This window comes from Psychromonas sp. CNPT3 (genome assembly GCF_000153405.2).
Classification (GTDB): domain Bacteria; phylum Pseudomonadota; class Gammaproteobacteria; order Enterobacterales; family Psychromonadaceae; genus Psychromonas.
In genome coordinates, this window is sequence record NC_020802.1 from 1,465,630 (window position 1) to 1,482,818 (window position 17,189).

The following is a 17,189-nucleotide window of genomic DNA, read 5'->3' on the forward strand; positions in this document are numbered from 1 at the left end:
CCCCTTTGAAAACGGCATTAATGAAGAGAGCCCTTGTGTGAGTTTTGAAGTGAGAACAACTATCTCCTACCACTCATGCATTGCTAGTGTTAATTTTTCTTGCGCAATACATGAAAACTTAATTAATTCCTTTGGTATAAGAAACCTCTATATGCACGATGTTTCATTATTTTGTTATAAGTAATAAAGTAATGTATTTTTACTTATACTCTTTTTTACTCTACTTTAATGTGTATGTTAAACACACAATAAAGGATTTTAAATGTTGAATAAAAAGATTTTTTTTAGTTTGATTCTCTGCCAAAGTCTTTTTGTGCAAAGTATATTTGCGCAAAACATATTGGAAGGAGATAGATCGATTCCAATTGAATCAGCTAATGGAATGGTCGTAACGAGTCATTTTTTAGCGTCACAAGAAGCCCTTAACGTTCTAAAAAAAGGAGGAAATGCGATTGATGCTGCGGTAACGGCCGCGTTTGCTTTAGCTGTGACACAACCTCGATCTGGAAATATTGGTGGTGGCGGTTTTATGCTGATATCAAATGATAAAACCAATAAAGTGCTTGCGATTGATTATAGAGAAAAAGCCCCCGCTGCCGCTTATAAAGATATGTTTTTAGATAAGAATAAAAATGTCGATAAAAGTCTATCAAGATTTTCTCATCAATCTGCAGGTGTTCCAGGAACAGTCGCAGGACTAGCCTTAGCGTTAGAAAAGTTTGGAACAATCTCTTTGCAAGCTGCACTTGCCCCTGCCATTAAACTTGCCGAAAATGGTTTTGTCATTACGCCTAGATTCTTTAACGGTGTAAAATCAAAAGAGAAAAATTTAAAAAGATTTCCAGCAAGTGCAAAAATATTTTTTAAAAAGGATGGAAGCCCTTACAAAGTGGGTGAACTTTTTATTCAAAAAGATTTAGCCAATACACTTAAAAGAATTTCGAAGTATGGCGCTCGAGAATTTTATACAGGACAAACAGCTAAATATATCGTAGAAGATATGAAAGCGAATAATGGATTGATCACGATGGATGATTTGAAATCCTACAAAGCAAGTATTAGAGAGCCTGTTCATGGTACCTATAGATCTTATGATATTTATTCTATGTCTCCTCCGAGTTCAGGTGGCGCACATATAGTTCAAATATTAAATATTATGGAAAACTTTGATATTAAAGAGTCCGGACATAATAGCGCACAAACGATACATATTATGGCTGAATCGATGCGAAGAGCCTATGCAGATCGAGCAGAATATTTAGGTGATAGTGACTTTGTAAAAGTACCCCTTAAAGGTATTACTTCTAAAGCTTACGCGAAAGAATTATCCAAAAGCATAACGAATAAAGCGTCTGTATCAACAGAGATTAAAGCGGGAAATGCGCCCGGATATGAAAGCAATGAAACAACACATTTTTCAATTGCCGATAAATTTGGGAATGTAGTCTCTAATACTTATACCATTAACTTCTCTTACGGCTCGGGAATAATTGTAAACAAAGCCGGTTTTTTACTTAATAATGAAATGGATGACTTCTCGGCTAAACCAGGCGTTGAAAATGCTTATGGATTAATTGGAGGAGAAGCTAATAAAATAGAGCCTAATAAAAGAATGTTAAGCTCTATGTCCCCTACTATTGTTAAAAAGGATGGTAAAAACTTTTTAGTCACCGGAAGCCCGGGTGGTTCAAGAATTATTACTACCACTCTACAAGTTATTTCAAATGTAATTGATCATAATTTAAACATTCAAGCGGCTGTAAACGCACCAAGAATGCATCACCAATGGTTTCCAGATGAAATAAGAATAGAAGAAGGTTTCTCAAAAGATACTATTAAGCTACTAGAAGATAAAGGCCATAAAGTTGTTCAAAAACAAGCGATGGGAGCAATTCAAAGTATCATGATAAAAGATGGGAAATTCTATGGAGCGGCGGACCCTCGACGTTCTACCTCCAGTGCTTTAGGATATTAAAACGAATAGTTTTAGCGTTTTAACTTCTGTCTTTAAAAGTAAAAAACCACGCTCTTAGAGCGTGGTTTTATAACCTTATTAAGTGAATCTCGTTTAATCAACTTATAGTTTTTTGTTTACGCTAAAGCCTGAATTACAGCACTTGGGTTTTTAGATAAAACAGTGAGTAGAACAAGTGCAGGACCTCTAGGCGTTCTGTCTCCTCGTTCCCAATGTCTCAGAGTGCCTAAACTAATTCCAAAATTTGATGCGAACTCTGTTTGTGTCATATGTACATTTGATCGTATTGCTTTTACGTCAACGGGATCAAATTTATGAACAGTTGCATTCTTAATATTACCTTCGCTGAAGTCTACTGCTTCACTCAACCCCTGCTTAATACTTTCAAACATGCTACTCATTTTAGCCTCCATAATTCTTAACTAATGTTGAAGTGAATTTAGCTAGCAAATTACGTTCAGAATGAGATAAGTTAGCTTTTTCATTTTTTCCAAAAAGGGAAATAAGAAACAAAGGCATCGTTTCGTTATGAAAATAATATATCACTCTCACTCCACCGCTTTTTCCACTACCACTTTTAGCCCACCTTAGCTTTCTAATTCCTCCAGTGCAAAAAATGCGACAGTAAAATCCATCCAATTGAGGTTTTTGTTAGGCTACGCCGCCCACTAATTTTGAAGTAACTTTTTCTTTTCTTTTTGAAATTCAGCATCCGATAGCAAATTTCTTTTTCTTAGATCATCCAGTTTTAATAATTTACTATGTAGATCCGATTCATAGTTACTTTTATTTAGACTTTCAGAAATTTCAACTTTTTTTGTAATGTTCACATTTCGATTATGATCATAAATCATTGGTCTTTCTATATCTGGATCGCCAGGTTTTAAAGCCCTGAAAGTCAAAGCTGCACTAGGAGGATGACGACCGAGCGCCCCCTCTCTTGCTTTAAAAGTAATAGGAACCATCACCAGACTTTTTGACGTACAAAAAGCATTTGCCTTTTCATAAACAGCCTCCCGAACACCGGCTGAGGCAAAACCGGCACCACTAGCTGAAACCATATAAGTATCAGGTCCAGTAGCTATAACACTGGATGTGCTACAGCCACTCAATACTAACAACGATACTAAAATTGTAATTATTAATTTCACAAAACTCTCCGTAGTAGTCTAACTCCACAATAATCGGACTAAAATAGCGGGTTAAAATGTAGATCGAAGCGAAACCTAACCCACTGTTTTAGTTTCGTTTAATTGCCTTGTATGGATAGTAACCCCATCAAATGATTACCATTTAATCCTTTTAGGGTAATGTGAGACCCAAGCTTTGGCTGCAACCAAAGCTTTCTTATACAACAGTTCGATGAATGCCAGACTCCTCATTTGAGAGACCGCTAACAAGTATGAACGTTGCATAGGACTCCAAGCATTAAACTCGGATAGTCAACTGGGCCTCGAGCCCGAATAGTAAGGCGGAGTCAGCTTATTATGAATTGCACAAACAATCAAAAAGAAATCACCATCGGTGTCGACACAGGCAAGTTTCAACTCGATATTTGTATCAGACCACTCGATATTTACTTCACCGTCATTAATGATGATAAAGGCATTAAAGAAGCCATGAAAAAATAAAACCACATAAACCGACGCGTATTGTTATTGAAGCTACGGGTCGACTTGAACATGCGTTTATCATGGCATGCTCACAAGCAGAATTACCGTTTACAGTGGCAAATCCAGCCCATGTTAAAAAGTTTGCAGGCGCGATTGGTCGCAAGGCTAAAACAGACAAGCTTGATGCACAATTAATAGCCCATTACGGTGAAGCGATTAAACCACCGTTATCGACATTAAAGCCAGAAAACAAGCAGTTAATGAGCGATTTGTTATCTCGAAGAAGGCACTCCTGACCATGCAAACCATGGAGAAAAATCGCCTTCAGAGATATCGAATATGATCAAACCCATATTGACTGCTATTAAAAATCAGATAGAAAAAGTCGACGGTAAACTCAGTAAGCTGATTGAAAAGTGCGATGAATACAAAGCCAAAAATACCATCATTCAAAGTATGCCAGGCATCGGCCCTGTGGTTGCTTTTAACCTATTGAGTGACATGCCAGAGCTCGGTTATTTAACCAACAAAGAAGCCGCTTCGCTAATTGGAGTAGCGCCATTTAATAAAGAGAGTGGTAGTTATGAAGGTCAACGAAATATCCGTGGTGGTCGCCATAAAATAAGAACGGTGATGTACATGGCAATGATGTCAGCTATGCAATGTAATCCTGTTTTCAAAGCAACATATCAACGATTAGTTGCAGCTGGAAAACCAAAGAAAACAGCGATAATCGCCTGCGTTCGAAAGATGATTATTATACTAAATTCAATGGTAAGAGATGGTGCCATGTGGGATCCTGAAATGAATCCGAATTAAGAATTGACACCATAGTCTCTTCTTATAACTATTTAGGCGCACTTTTTAATGAGTTAATTAGGTAGGTATAGCTTAGCGACTTTGTTTTAGCTAGCACTAATGGATTAACATTAAAGCTTCCTTCATATCTAAGTCCTGTCACTTGATCATTATGGTTGACAATATTTGTATATTTGTTATTTAGCCTTATTCTATGTTCCTTAAGGTTGAATCCGTCAGCATCAACAAACTGTATTTTAATCCTATCATATTTATTCTTTTCTAACGCCGGCTTAAACCATTGAAAGTCGGACACCTCTGTAATTAGTTTCCCATTGCTGTCTTTCTTCTTAGATTCATAACCTTCAATATTTAAAATATAATAAACACGATCTTCTATTTGTTTTGTCGACACATCAAATTGAATTTTTTCTAGAAAATTTCCATCTATTTCAAGTAACTTGGTTTTTGGAAGTTCGTAATTGGCTAATTGTAATACTTTACCTTTTAATACTAATGAGAGCTCTCCTGTTTCATGGTTAATTAGGTAAGTCTTGTTCGAAACTTCTTTTATATCATAAACTTTATTACTTTCAGCTTGTTGACAACCTGATAGTCCGATAATTGCTACTAATAATATAAATTTTTTCATATAATTTAACTCCATATTAAATTTTACAAATATCATAATGACGTCTAATGCCAATCTAACCTGCAGCGTGCGGGCTCAGTTTTTTGCGTTACGTTACTAAAAAATGTGACGGCTTTAGCCGTCTGGTTTAGGTTCTTGTTAGATTTCTAGAGTTGTGACGATTCCGATTCTTGTTTTTCTCTAGTTTCCGCTCTACTTTTACGGTTAAATGCTTGTGTGAAGTTATCACTGATGTAATTCATCGACATATTAAAATTCATATGTGGTGCCTCAAGCGTTATTTCAATTGAACCATCTCTATATGTCACTTTCTTATTGCCTACAAAAGGAATTCGTTGACTAATTAGTTTATATTTTTTTCCGATAGAGCTATTAAGATAATTAAACTTATTTTTAGGAAAGGTGGTTAGAACCGCCTCCAACTTGCCATTAGCACTAAAAATAACAATTACCTCTTTCAGATCTGAAAATTTTATACTTGAAACAGGAATAGAATACATATTTCCATTCGTGTATTTATTAGTACCAGTATGTCTTACATTGTATTTTGATTTTAAGTTTTTTTCGGACATTACTCCTAATTCCATTCCAAAAATAGTAGTATTGGCAAAAACTGAAGAACTTAAAAGGAGAAGTGTTAAAGCGATGATTTTATTCATATGATATACCCTCGTTTTATTGGACCTATTACACAGCTATGCTGATATGGCTATTGCTCTGAATTAGAAATTTAGCTTTTATGTTCGCTTATGCTAAATAAGCAACTATCGAAAACTATAGTACAAATACAAAACTCCATTGGAGAAAATCTAACGCCCACAACAACGGCGCGGGCATGAAGCAGTTTTTGTTTTTTTTTTGCAAAAACTAAGCAAAGCTCAAACACGTGATCTCCTCCGATAAAACGGATACATTTTTTATCACGCAGCTAGCGCTTCATATTCTATTAGAGAACAATAGTTAATACCAGAATGCATCCTTCTCGCATTGTAGTATTTGTTAATGCAGCTCCCAAGTACTCCTCGTAATTCCATATTACTTTTAAATGTATTACCGCGAATAACTTCTGCTTTCATAGAATGAAAAAAAGATTCCATATGAGCATTATCGGTACATTTTCCCGCTCGACTTAAGCTATGGATTATTCCATTTCGCTTTAATGCTCTTTGATATACTTGACCTCGATATTCAACACCTCGATCTGTATGTATCATTAAACCTTTTGCGGGCTTTCGTTTTTTAATTGCATTTTGTAGCGTACGTTTAGTTACTTCCATTGTTCTATTTTTATCTAAACTCCAACTAATAATACGCCTTGAATATAAGTCCATAATTACTGATAAGTAACGCCACACACCTCTTACTTTTAAATAGGTCACATCAGCAACCCACACTTTATTAACGACCGTAGGTACATTACCGTCAGGTCGCAAGTTCTCACCAGTAGCAAGAAAACGTTTTAAACCCGCTGAGCGATGCGTCACTCGAATCACTCTAGCAACGAGATTAAGCCTATGATACAGCCGTTCTACGCGATTTTTACTGATCTTATAACCTAGCTTTTGTAATGTTTTAAAAATCCTAGGGCTTCCATAACGTCCCTTATGTTCATTGTATATGGCTTGGATTTTAACTGTTAATTCACGATCTTTAATTTCACGAGCACTGGGCTGACGCTTTCTCCAATCATAATAACCACTTTTAGAAACGCCAAGTAAGCGTAATAAAACGAGCACATTAACTTCTGCTCGGAGTTTTTCGATGAATCTATAACGCCCTGATGTTCCTCCGCAAGAAACCGTTGCCACTTTTTTAGGACGTACAACTCCTCCTTAAGTTGCTTATTTTCTCGCTCAAGATTTTTCTCTTTTGTCAGTGCTTTTTTAGTCAATGATTGACCCATTATCTTTTTACGTTTGTCTGCCACAATAATCCCTTCACGATATTCTTTTCGCCATCGAGACAGCATAAAGGGGTGAATGTCGAATTTTTCTGCGACAGCTTTTATAGTTATATCTGCAGTAAAACTTAATTGGACGACATTTACTTTGAAATCATTTGTATACTTCCAAGTTCTTCTTGGATTGTTGTACTTTGGCATAAGACACCTCATCTTTAATTAGATTTTGGTGTCCGTTAAAGCGGAGGAAGATCAGAGTCCGACTTTATTAGTTTGTTATACGGCATTGTAATCTACCAACTGTTGTCTGCTTGAGAAGCGGACATTAGTTCTTTGGTGGAACAGGATCAATCAGCCCTCGCTTACGCCAACGATTACCGTTAACCAAATCTTCAAATTGAACACCGTTCGATAGAGTTAGGTCATCTGCATGGTCAGTGACAATTATTTGCGGTGAAAAGCCATTAGAATTTTCAACTGTGTCGCAATAGATAGATAGCTGACTGAATAAGTTTTCAACAGCTATAATGTCTTCGTCAATCGCACGTTCATTCTCTGTTCGGAGGTCTTTATCTGCAATTTTTTGTTCCGTGAATGTTTCTGAATTATCTCGCTTAAAGTTCGGGAAATAGACTTGTGTAGGTTGATCCAAAAATAAAACAGACGGTATTGAACACTTATCACCAAGTTCGGCAAAGTATCGGTGAATAGCAAGGAACAAGGTGACATGGCAATATAGCCAGTTCGCACCACTACCCATTGATCTTAGATAAATTTTTTCACCGCTTATAGTTTTATGATAAAGATCGAACGTTTCGAAAGAGAAATGCAGGTTGATTGGTTGGTAGCTTTCTTCAAACTCGAAATGCATACCAATTTCTGCCATATACTTATTAACTTTTTCAGATGCGTCGGCCAGTCCTTTCTGAATATTATATTTTTTCAGTTTTTTATCGATATCTACCAGGTCTTGCTTGATAGTGCTAAAGCGATTTTCTAGCTCTGCATCATCTGCTAAGTTAAGTGTTTCTAACAACATAAATAAGCGCGCTTTAGTCATCAAAACGGCTTCGTAGAGGCTTTTTTGTTCAGCAAGCTGTTTTTCTGATTTTTCAATTTCCATAATTTGATTGTTCAGCATATTTACTTCTTTACTAAACAGCTCTATATCTCGTTTCACAGCAACTAATGTTGATTCAAACTTTGCCTTCATTGGCTTGGTATGTGCCAAACTACTAGATATTTTTGCAATAGCCCGTTGCAATTGTTCAGCACTATGCTTAAGGTGTTCCTGTTCTGTTTGGCAAAATGGACAAACCGACGTGGCAATCTGCACTTTCTCTGGCGACTTAAATTTCAGGCTGTTTTCAACGAAACGAACTTCTTCATCTATATGCTTATTTATCGATGTCGCTTGCCTTTGAAACTTTCTCAATTTCGCTGTTTTCGTAGCGAGTTCTCTTTTTAATTGGTTGTAACTTTGGGAAAGGGCATTTGAGTTATGTACTATATTTTCAGATACAATGAGCTTATCCAATCTATCCTTAGCGTCTTGAGGGTTACGAAGTACCTGTGGCGCAGAAACTGGCTCATCTTCGAACCCCATCATGGCATACAATTGAGTGAGCACAGGAGCAACACGTTGTTTCTGCTTTTCTGCAACCCGCTTATTGGCATCTTGTTCGCGCTTTAAGCTATTCAGTTCTGCGCGTAATCGTTCGCGCTCTTGTGATAGAATGAAAAAATCTTGATTTACCAAGCCAAGGAAGATCTTAGTGTGCTCTATTGCCTGATCCCGTTTGATCTTTTCGTCAAAGCGGTAAAATAATGCATGTTTATTCGCCACTAAATTCTGATGTTGAAGAATAAATGACATAAAACTTCTGATCGAAGGGGTAGCTAACTTTGCTTTGTTTCTTCTTTTTTCTCTCGCTGATAATGATTCATCAACATCATCAATGTCCAAAAAAAAGCTCCTCAGGTACTTTTTATACTTTCCCATCTCAATAAAATAACAGCTATCAAAGTAATTTTCTTGAATTTTACTGGGGAAATAGCCCTCTTCGCTATGAAAAAATGCTTTATTCTTAACATTAGGTCGCCTAGCAATAACCATATTTTGTTCATTTACTTGGAGGCACACATAGTAAATGGCTGCGCTGTCTGTGATAACCCCCTTAGGTACAGTGTCTTCACTGCTACCGAAACAGTAGTCGAAAATTTCTATTAGGGCGCTTTTCCCAGTCGAGGATTTACCAGTTACGACATTAAGTCCTTTATTGAAGCATACAGGATGCTTATTGCCGACTTTGTCGATGACTCCTATTTCATGAATTAATGTTTTCATCGCGGTTTGACTCCTAAAAACGCATATGTCTCAACCACAGAATGGCTGCTTATTAATTTACCTAGATTTACAGCATTTTTTTGTATAGCTGGAATGGTAACTGCATCAGATGAGTATCTTAGTGTTAGGTTTTCGTGATCAATCACTAACCAATCATTGATCAAACAATAACGGATACTTTGTTCGGTAAGACCTTTAAATTCATCCATTCGCTCTTGCAGATCATAAAGACTTGTTCTGTCATCGAAAATAGACCAAAGAGAACTTCTATTATTCGCATGTCTTAATTTATTGGCGAAAAAGGGATGACTACAAAGTGGAATGACGAGCTGTGCGAGCAAAAAATTATTTTCTAAATTTTCCAACGAGGAATAGAATGACGTTAGGTATTCACCGTATTTAAAGGGATTGTATTTCAGTTGATACAATGCATCTATAACACTACTCATTTCACAATCTTCCATTTCAAATTATTATTATTGTCATCCATTGCTTCATGAATAAGGCCATTTCTAAATACAAAATCAGGATTTTCGTATCCTTCTACGCCAAAAGGTTCTGCACTTATGAATTCATCATATAAATCTTTGGAGTTATTGAGTGAACACCCTGACTTGCGACATGCTGTGCTGTATTTTCGATTAAACGTTTTGATCAATTGTTCTCGATAACGAGTTGCTGTATTTCGGAATTGAGGAAAACCATTGAGTTCTTCATCTAACGAATTTATTAATTCAAGCCAGTTACCGATGGCTTCAGACAAGACATCTGGATACTCTATTTCATTTATTTTTTGAACAAAATGTGCATCTAAATGTTGCTCTAGTTCTTCGTCTGTAGCATCTCGTAAAATAAAAGTAGGAACTGTAAAAATACTTGGTCCAAATCTAGCAGTTAAGAATTCTCGTTTCTGATCAAAAGAACCTTTATCGATTACCCAACTTCTTTTATCTGCTTGCTCATATACAAAGCCAATCATTCCTTCGGCGAAAGCCTGTTGGTTAGCTTTCGGAATAAATCCATCTAAAGAACGGCAAAAGCCCTTTCTCAACTCTTCAGTATTATCAGCCTCAACATGAAGAACAACTTTAGTAAGCAACTCTTGTAATTGATCATCGCTTTTACTCATTACCATTTTTTGCAATTTAACAATGTTTTTTGGATTTTCAGTCTCTAGCTCTTCAGTCTTACGCTCACTATATATATCTTTAAGTGTTTTTAAACGTTGTACTGGTTCTTGGATATTCCAGTCCTTTAATCGGGTTGTTGAGCCGAAGGGTTGGGTAGTGTGTAGAACCAATGTACCATATTTTTTATGTTCAAATTTTGGATCAAACCAGTTTTTTAGTGTATTCCACAGGTTCTCATGGTGGTCGGTAAGGGGTTTAGAGTAGTCCTTAACTTCGATTTGAGTTGCTTTTTCAATATCATTACCAACCAAGCTAACATCACCATCTGTTTCAAACCAAACTGACTGTCCCTCTTGTAATGAGAAACATTTTTCTAGCCCAATTAGCATTTGATAGTGGAATGCTAAAGCAGTAGTTAGTGCAACATTTTTAGTTTGACCAGCGCTCATTATCGTTCCTTTGAGTCGAAAGCATACATTGGCAACATGCCATTTCTAGAGCCGTATAACGGCCTGTTAACAGGCAAAAAATAGTTGGTTAAAATCAGCAGCGAAGGAGCAAAAACCAACTGTTTTTTGTCCTTGTTTAACAGCTTGTTAGGCATTTTTTGCCAATTCGAATGCTTCTAGTAAAGGCAAGAGCTTGTCGTCTATTTTCTTTTCTCGATTACTAGTTCTAACACCATCTATAACATCGGTTGAATACCCTTTGATATATGTAGGCGGTAGATGTGCAGCTGCTCTCTCAAAATTGAAAACACATACTCCCTGAAACGTAGATTTATCATCATCTTTGTCACATGTATAGGTGTAGGTTAAAACACCATCAGTTTCATTAATAAAGGTAGCCTTAGAAATCCACTGGGCGTAAGACTCACCGTTTTCTTTAAAAGATTCACCACGAATAACAAGGTGATTTAAGGTTTGGTCGAAAGCTTCAACCGTTATAATCTTTTCATTGTTAGAACCTTTAAACTCACCAACCCAAGTTCCGTTAAGGAAAGTTGCACCTAACAAGTATTTTTTAAGCCACAACCAATTTCGAGCAAGACTCGATAATGTTTTGACAAATAAATTGTAAATACCAACAGTTGAAAGTAACGTTACAATTGGTTTAGCTACACCAAATTCATTGAGAAAAGGAGCAACATTCTCAATCATAAAATACATAACCATTACAGTAGCAACGGTCACATATAAATGGAATTTATGCTCAGAAGTCATGAGTGATCCTTAAATGCCTAAAGTGTATTAGACTGCATTCTTACTAATACACATCTAACAATTACTTATAGTTCATTTAATAACACAAAAACATATTAACAAACAGTGTGTTGGCTCTATTTGTTGATGTGTACGTGATATTTTTTTATGTTTAAAGTGAGTTCTGTTGTTATAGGGATCTCTATAAGTACATACTTGATAAAAATTATGATTTATTTACAGGGGGTTACACTTATTTTCATGTGGAAGTCATGCATCTATTGCACTAAAAAACCGAAAAAGTCACATTATAAGCCAAATGTAAATTAACCTGTATATACATACAGGTTAATTTTAGATCGTCAGAAATCATCACTTTTATACGCTATTCAATGATTTTGGGGATAGTTATCAGGCGAAAGTCGTTAGAAAGTATCTTTTATATTCATTTAGAGGGTGAAAATTGAATTTATTGACCCTCCCTGCCTGTTGTGATGAGGCTCTCGTAAACATAAGATTATGATAATGGTTGTCGCAACAGATTCTCAAAACTTTTATCGAGTCATCACACAAAAATGCACGCTGCTTGTAGAGCACTGACTTAAGCCAGTTAAAATAAGACTCTGACACAGATAAGCCACTCGCATTGTATCGGACTTTATTGCCGACCAAGCTCAAACATGTCCAATGGTTTGTTCTAGTTATATGAAATTTTTGAATGCCTCGCACTCTTTTGAAACCATAGTCGGTATAAATTCTGTTACTTCATAACTAGCTACATTAGCAATGTTAAATGGATCTTCTTTTATAATTGCATCCACTTCTGCTTTATTCGAAGCATTGACTAAAATTATTCCACCTATTCGGGGAACCTTTCTGCCCGAAGTAATGAATTTACCCAAGGTATAATATTTTCTAAGGTAGATGATATGATCTTCAATGTGCTTATCGACTTCCGATAATTCAGTTTTGTATGTTAATGAGACTATAAACATTTAATGTTCCATTTCCTATAACGGTAAGATCAGCGGATAAAATTGCGCCACTGCGCAATTTTTGTCCGCTGTATATTTCTTGTTATGCTATTTACAGTAAACCTTTGCATCTCTTGGCGTATAAATTCCGAATGTAACAAAACCTAAAAGGCCATTAATCAAAGTGTGCTGTGCTTCAACTTTGATTACATTTTCAGCTCCACCACAAACAGCAGCTGCATCAATGACTTTTTCTTGACCTAGGCCGCTAATAAAGAAATTTTGTGACTGTTGTGTGGTTGGGGTTTCACCATTCTCACCATTCTCTCCATTAATAGTAAATGTCTGAGCGGCACAACCACCTAACAATCCAATACATAATGCAAGACTTAATAGTTTAAATTTCATAATTTATCCTTAGATCTTAAAATAATAAATTCACCCTAGACTATCCGTGTGAATGCTTAAAAGCATAACAGTTTATTAGACTGTATCCTTACTAATACACATTATAGTTCACTTGGCAAAATAAAAAACATACTAATAAACAGCACCTTAGTGTTTGTTGTTGATGTGTTGTTGGTGTGTTGTAGATGTTTTTATGTTTAAGGTGAGCTCTGTGCTTATAGAAATCGCTATAAGCACAGGTTTTATAAAAGTATTCTTTATTTATAGTGTGTTACATGTATTGCTCTCAAAAATCGAAAAAGGCACATTAGATTTCAGATCGCCAGAAATCATCATTTTGATGCGCTATTAAATTATTTTTGGGAGAGTTATTGGGAAAGTTATAAGGTGAAAGTCAGTACAACGGACCTTTTATATTCATAAAGAGTGACGGTGAGATTGAATTTATTGACCCCCCTGCCTGTTGTGATGAGGTTCTCGTAAAAGTAAAATAACGATCATGATAATGATTATCGTTTGCATTTGATTTGTTTGCTTGTTAGTATTTTATTCTCTTTTACTTCCATAGGATCATTTCATGTTTAAATCGCTTTTTTTTAGCATGTCGCTTTGCGCTGTTATATTTACTAGCCCCCTACAAGCTAAAACAGATAGTCACAAGTTTAAAGTGATCACCACGTTCACTATTATTGCAGACATCGCCCAAAATGTGGCTGGAGATGCTGCGATTGTTGAGTCTATTACTAAAGCGAATGCTGAAATACACAACTATCAAGCGACACCGGGTGATTTGCGCCGAGCGCAGCACGCCGATTTAATTCTTTATAATGGACTCAATTTAGAGCGTTGGTTTGATAAGTTTTTTGTACATCTTAAAAGTGTGCCACGTGTTGTTGTGACTAAGGGCATAGAAGTCATGGGCATACATCAAGGCCCTTACGCCGGAAAACCGAATCCTCATGCATGGATGTCTGCACCTAACGCCCTTATTTATGTTGAAAATATCCGTAACGCGTTAGTTAAATACGATCCTAAAAACGCCTCTACTTATAACAAAAACGCACAAAAATATTCAGCGGAGATACTACGCGCTGTCGAGCCTTTTAAAGCTCAAATAGATAACTTACCGGCAAGTAAACGCTGGCTTGTTACCAGTGAAGGTGCATTTAGTTACCTTGCCCGTGATTATAATTTAAAAGAGTTATTTTTATGGCCGATTAATGCCGACTCTCAAGGTACACCACAACAAGTAAGGCATGTTATCGATATTATGCGCAAGGAGCATATTAACGCCATCTTTAGTGAAAGCACCGTTTCTGCAAAACCGGCCCAACAAGTTGCACGCGAAACAGGCTCTCATTATGCGGGCGTATTATATGTCGATTCTTTAAGTAATAAAGACGGCCCCGTTCCGACTTACATTGATTTACTCACCACGACGCTTAGCCAAATTGTAAAAGGGATCAAAAAATAATGCAGGGATTAACCGTAAATAATATAAGCGTAACCTACCGTAATGGTTTTAATGCATTAGAGAACGCAAGCTTTAGCCTGCCTAAAGGCTCGATCACTGCATTAGTGGGTATTAATGGCAGTGGGAAATCAACATTATTCAAATCTATTATGGGTTTTGTCTCCTTGAGTCAGGGTGAAGTGCTCATTCTTGATCTCCCTGTTAAAAAAGCATTAAAGCAAAACTTGGTGGCTTATGTGCCACAAAGTGAAGAGATTGACTGGAACTTTCCTATTTTAGTTGAAGATGTTGTCATGATGGGACGTTATGGTTTTATGGGGTTCTTGCGCCGTAGCTCGAAGAAAGATCATGAAATGGTAGAAGAAGCTTTGCAACGCGTGAATATGCAAGATTATCGTAAAAGGCAGATAGGTGAACTCTCTGGTGGGCAGAAAAAACGTATCTTTTTAGCACGCGCATTGGCGCAAGAGGGACAAGTCATTTTACTTGATGAACCTTTTACCGGCGTTGACGTAAAAACTGAAGATCAAATAATGGCACTGCTTCGCGAGTTACGCGATGAAGGCAAGGTTATTTTAGTCTCTACCCATAATTTGGGTAATGTGCCTGATTTTTGTGATCGCACTATTTTGATAAACCGTACGATTTTAGCCGCGGGTGAAACTAAAAAAGTCTTTACCCAAGAGAATTTACAAAAAGCGTTTGGCGGGACGTTACGCCACTTTGTTTTATCGGGTAGCGACCTGCATAACGATGATGATGCGCGCAAAGTGACCGTTTTATCCGATCATGAGCGCCCTGTTGTCCTTTATGGTGAAGATCAAGCCGGCCCCGCTTTAACGGAGAGACATAAATGCTAGATTATTTATTAGAGCCCTTTCAATACCATTATATGATCAATGCCATTTTTGTAAGTGCACTCGTGGGCGCCGTTTGTGCCTTTTTATCGGTGTATTTAATGCTTAAAGGTTGGTCTTTAATTGGTGATGCACTTTCTCACTCTATCGTACCCGGCGTGGCTGGGGCATATATGTTAGGTTTGCCCTTTTCTTTAGGCGCTTTCTTTTCAGGTGGGCTGGCTGCTACCACCATGTTATTTTTACAACGCCACTCAAAACTTAAAGAGGATGCCATTATAGGGCTGATTTTTACCTCTTTTTTTGGGTTAGGTTTGTTTATGGTTTCTTTGTCCCCTACTTCCGTCAACATTCAAACTATCGTCTTGGGTAATATCCTTGCGATCACGCCAGATGACACCATACAATTGATGATCATAGGCTTTGTTACTTTGCTGATTTTAACCTGCAAGTGGAAAGACTTTATGGTGTTGTTTTTTGATGAAAACCACGCAGTAAGCATTGGCCTTAACCCTACTTATTTAAAGATCCTCTTTTTCACCTTACTCAGCGCCTCAACCGTGGCAGCGTTACAAACCGTGGGTGCTTTTTTAGTGATTGCCATGGTGGTAACACCCGGTGCCAGCGCCTATTTACTGAGTGATAAATTTAGCCACGTTATTATCATCAGCGTTCTCATTGGTACGTTTAGCTCTTTATTTGGTGCTTATCTCAGTTATTTTGTCGATGGGGCGACCGGTGGCGTCATTATATTACTGCAAACACTCGTCTTTTTACTGTGTTTTGTTTTTGCGCCCAAACATGGGTTACTCGCAAGCAAAAGAAAATGTAAACAACATCATGTAAAAGAGGCACCCCATGCAGACACTCTTTGATTTACTGATTGAACCTTTTAGTTATAGCTTTATGCAACAAGGTTTTCTCATTGTTATTTTACTGGCCATTCCCAGCGCTTTATTGTCTTGTTTTTTAGTGCTCAAAGGATGGTCGTTAATGGGAGATGCTATTTCTCATTCTGTTTTGCCGGGGATCGTGATTGCTTACATGTTAGCTATTCCCTACGCCATTGGCGCCTTTATTGCGGGCATTACCTGCGCAATATCGACAGGGTATATTTGTGATAATAGCCGACTTAAAGAAGACACCGTGATGGGAATTGTCTTTTCTAGCATGTTTGCTTTAGGGCTTGTGATCATGACAAAAATCGAGTCTGACGTGCATCTTGATCGGATATTATTTGGCGACTTATTAGGGACAACTTGGCAAGATATTGGCGAAGTGGCTTGTATCAGCTTTATTGTTTCAGGTTTTATGATCATGAAAGGTAAAGACTTGCTGCTGTTTGTTTTTGACAAACAACACGCACAAGCGATTGGTTTACCCGTAAGGTTTTTACATTATGCGCTACTGACTGTTTTATCCTTAACGATCGTCTTCTCTTTAAAAGCGGTCGGCATGATTTTAGTTATCGCCTTATTAATTGCCCCAGGTAGTATCGCTTTTTTATTATCTAACAATTTTATGAGTATGTTAAAGCTCTCAATACTGATCTCATGTAGTTGCTCTTTTTTAGGTGTGTATATTAGTTTCTATCTTGATAGCGCCCCTGCTCCGACAATTATTATGATCATGAGTTTGCTGTTTATTATTGTTTTTATTATTACCAGTCAAACACAAAAACGCAGAGTCGCGGGTAATAGCAGAGGTTAATACCATGAGGCGCGTATTTTAACGAAATTGTCAGCAGATCCTTCGATCCCATGCAATGGTCGTTATTTGTCTTTTTATAAGCTCGGCAATAACAACCTAAGCGATGTTTTAGCATTAAACAGAGAAAGGTCTTAATAATGTCTTTCTCT

17 protein-coding genes and 1 pseudogene are annotated in these 17,189 nt (G+C 37.0%); 6 read left to right on the forward strand and 12 right to left on the reverse strand.

What is annotated here, in order from left to right:
* Positions 1-262 precede the first annotated feature (262 nt).
* Positions 263-1,975 carry a gamma-glutamyltransferase gene (gene ggt, locus PCNPT3_RS06430; protein ID WP_015465060.1) on the forward strand — a complete coding sequence of 571 codons (1,713 nt, stop codon included), beginning with the start codon at positions 263-265 and terminating at the stop codon, positions 1,973-1,975.
* Between the two features lie 116 nt (positions 1,976-2,091).
* Here the strand turns inward: ggt and nadS are convergent, their stop codons facing one another.
* From nadS to PCNPT3_RS06440, 3 genes are read right to left on the reverse strand one after another with little or no spacing between them, the layout of a single operon-like run.
* Complete coding sequence (nadS, locus tag PCNPT3_RS06435) at positions 2,092-2,367, reverse strand: NadS family protein (protein ID WP_232207376.1); 276 nt, start codon at positions 2,365-2,367, stop codon at positions 2,092-2,094.
* Positions 2,368-2,377: 10 nt separating this feature from the next.
* Positions 2,378-2,614: a type II toxin-antitoxin system RelE/ParE family toxin gene (locus PCNPT3_RS14395; protein WP_015465062.1), complete on the reverse strand. Its 237-nt coding sequence runs from the start codon at positions 2,612-2,614 to the stop codon at positions 2,378-2,380.
* 29 nt (positions 2,615-2,643) lie between these two features.
* The gene (locus tag PCNPT3_RS06440; protein WP_015465063.1) at positions 2,644-3,126 is read right to left on the reverse strand and encodes an SHOCT domain-containing protein; all 483 of its coding nucleotides are present in this window, start codon (positions 3,124-3,126) and stop codon (positions 2,644-2,646) included.
* Positions 3,127-3,462: 336 nt separating this feature from the next.
* Here PCNPT3_RS06440 and PCNPT3_RS13845 point away from each other — a divergent pair.
* A pseudogene (locus tag PCNPT3_RS13845) lies at positions 3,463-4,407 on the forward strand (IS110 family transposase).
* Between the two features lie 28 nt (positions 4,408-4,435).
* Here the strand turns inward: PCNPT3_RS13845 and PCNPT3_RS06450 are convergent.
* The 9 genes from PCNPT3_RS06450 to PCNPT3_RS06495 form a co-directional block, all read right to left on the reverse strand.
* Entirely contained in the window at positions 4,436-5,038 is a 603-nt protein-coding gene (locus tag PCNPT3_RS06450; protein WP_015465065.1) for a hypothetical protein, read from the reverse strand.
* A 146-nt stretch (positions 5,039-5,184) separates the two neighbouring features.
* Complete coding sequence (locus PCNPT3_RS06455) at positions 5,185-5,697, reverse strand: hypothetical protein (RefSeq protein WP_015465066.1); 513 nt, start codon at positions 5,695-5,697, stop codon at positions 5,185-5,187.
* A gap of 261 nt (positions 5,698-5,958) precedes the next feature.
* A protein-coding gene (locus PCNPT3_RS13850) for an IS3 family transposase (protein ID WP_156801508.1) occupies positions 5,959-7,139 on the reverse strand; the annotation gives its coding sequence in 2 pieces (ribosomal slippage) (positions 5,959-6,854 and positions 6,854-7,139; 1,182 coding nt in all).
* Between the two features lie 124 nt (positions 7,140-7,263).
* Positions 7,264-9,285, reverse strand: a complete 2,022-nt coding sequence (locus PCNPT3_RS06470; RefSeq protein WP_015465069.1) for a DUF3732 domain-containing protein — start codon at positions 9,283-9,285, stop codon at positions 7,264-7,266.
* Positions 9,282-9,734: a three component ABC system middle component gene (locus PCNPT3_RS06475; RefSeq protein ID WP_015465070.1), complete on the reverse strand. Its 453-nt coding sequence runs from the start codon at positions 9,732-9,734 to the stop codon at positions 9,282-9,284. The genes PCNPT3_RS06470 and PCNPT3_RS06475 overlap by 4 nt, the downstream gene beginning before the upstream one ends.
* Complete coding sequence (locus tag PCNPT3_RS06480; RefSeq protein WP_015465071.1) at positions 9,731-10,864, reverse strand: hypothetical protein; 1,134 nt, start codon at positions 10,862-10,864, stop codon at positions 9,731-9,733. The genes PCNPT3_RS06475 and PCNPT3_RS06480 overlap by 4 nt, the downstream gene beginning before the upstream one ends.
* Positions 10,865-11,011: 147 nt before the next feature.
* On the reverse strand, positions 11,012-11,638 hold the full coding sequence (locus PCNPT3_RS06485) for a hypothetical protein (protein ID WP_015465072.1): 627 nt from the start codon (positions 11,636-11,638) through the stop codon (positions 11,012-11,014).
* 680 nt (positions 11,639-12,318) lie between these two features.
* Complete coding sequence (locus PCNPT3_RS06490) at positions 12,319-12,612, reverse strand: YciI family protein (RefSeq protein WP_015465073.1); 294 nt, start codon at positions 12,610-12,612, stop codon at positions 12,319-12,321.
* 87 nt (positions 12,613-12,699) lie between these two features.
* Positions 12,700-12,999: a Bor family protein gene (locus PCNPT3_RS06495; protein WP_015465074.1), complete on the reverse strand. Its 300-nt coding sequence runs from the start codon at positions 12,997-12,999 to the stop codon at positions 12,700-12,702.
* Between the two features lie 577 nt (positions 13,000-13,576).
* Here PCNPT3_RS06495 and PCNPT3_RS06500 point away from each other — a divergent pair.
* From PCNPT3_RS06500 to PCNPT3_RS06515, 4 genes are read left to right on the forward strand one after another with little or no spacing between them, the layout of a single operon-like run.
* Positions 13,577-14,473 carry a metal ABC transporter substrate-binding protein gene (locus PCNPT3_RS06500; RefSeq protein ID WP_015465075.1) on the forward strand — a complete coding sequence of 299 codons (897 nt, stop codon included), beginning with the start codon at positions 13,577-13,579 and terminating at the stop codon, positions 14,471-14,473.
* Positions 14,473-15,333, forward strand: coding sequence for a manganese/iron ABC transporter ATP-binding protein (locus PCNPT3_RS06505; protein WP_015465076.1), 861 nt, complete (start codon positions 14,473-14,475; stop codon positions 15,331-15,333). Before PCNPT3_RS06500 ends, PCNPT3_RS06505 begins: the two co-directional genes overlap by 1 nt.
* Positions 15,327-16,205 (forward strand): metal ABC transporter permease, encoded by an 879-nt coding sequence (locus tag PCNPT3_RS06510; protein ID WP_015465077.1) that lies wholly within the window; start codon positions 15,327-15,329, stop codon positions 16,203-16,205. Before PCNPT3_RS06505 ends, PCNPT3_RS06510 begins: the two co-directional genes overlap by 7 nt.
* Positions 16,189-17,040 (forward strand): metal ABC transporter permease, encoded by an 852-nt coding sequence (locus PCNPT3_RS06515; protein ID WP_015465078.1) that lies wholly within the window; start codon positions 16,189-16,191, stop codon positions 17,038-17,040. The genes PCNPT3_RS06510 and PCNPT3_RS06515 overlap by 17 nt, the downstream gene beginning before the upstream one ends.
* The last annotated feature ends 149 nt before the right edge of the window (positions 17,041-17,189 follow it).

Coding starts and splice junctions, on each gene's coding strand:
- ggt (WP_015465060.1), top strand. CDS start 263: ATGTTGAATAAAAAGATTTTTTTTAGTTTGATTCTCTGCCAAAGTCTT.
- nadS (WP_232207376.1), bottom strand. CDS start 2,367: ATGTTTGAAAGTATTAAGCAGGGGTTGAGTGAAGCAGTAGACTTCAGC.
- PCNPT3_RS06450 (WP_015465065.1), bottom strand. CDS start 5,038: ATGAAAAAATTTATATTATTAGTAGCAATTATCGGACTATCAGGTTGT.
- PCNPT3_RS06455 (WP_015465066.1), bottom strand. CDS start 5,697: ATGAATAAAATCATCGCTTTAACACTTCTCCTTTTAAGTTCTTCAGTT.
- PCNPT3_RS06470 (WP_015465069.1), bottom strand. CDS start 9,285: ATGAAAACATTAATTCATGAAATAGGAGTCATCGACAAAGTCGGCAAT.
- PCNPT3_RS06475 (WP_015465070.1), bottom strand. CDS start 9,734: ATGAGTAGTGTTATAGATGCATTGTATCAACTGAAATACAATCCCTTT.
- PCNPT3_RS06480 (WP_015465071.1), bottom strand. CDS start 10,864: ATGAGCGCTGGTCAAACTAAAAATGTTGCACTAACTACTGCTTTAGCA.
- PCNPT3_RS06485 (WP_015465072.1), bottom strand. CDS start 11,638: ATGACTTCTGAGCATAAATTCCATTTATATGTGACCGTTGCTACTGTA.
- PCNPT3_RS06490 (WP_015465073.1), bottom strand. CDS start 12,612: ATGTTTATAGTCTCATTAACATACAAAACTGAATTATCGGAAGTCGAT.
- PCNPT3_RS06495 (WP_015465074.1), bottom strand. CDS start 12,999: ATGAAATTTAAACTATTAAGTCTTGCATTATGTATTGGATTGTTAGGT.
- PCNPT3_RS06500 (WP_015465075.1), top strand. CDS start 13,577: ATGTTTAAATCGCTTTTTTTTAGCATGTCGCTTTGCGCTGTTATATTT.
- PCNPT3_RS06505 (WP_015465076.1), top strand. CDS start 14,473: ATGCAGGGATTAACCGTAAATAATATAAGCGTAACCTACCGTAATGGT.
- PCNPT3_RS06510 (WP_015465077.1), top strand. CDS start 15,327: ATGCTAGATTATTTATTAGAGCCCTTTCAATACCATTATATGATCAAT.
- PCNPT3_RS06515 (WP_015465078.1), top strand. CDS start 16,189: ATGCAGACACTCTTTGATTTACTGATTGAACCTTTTAGTTATAGCTTT.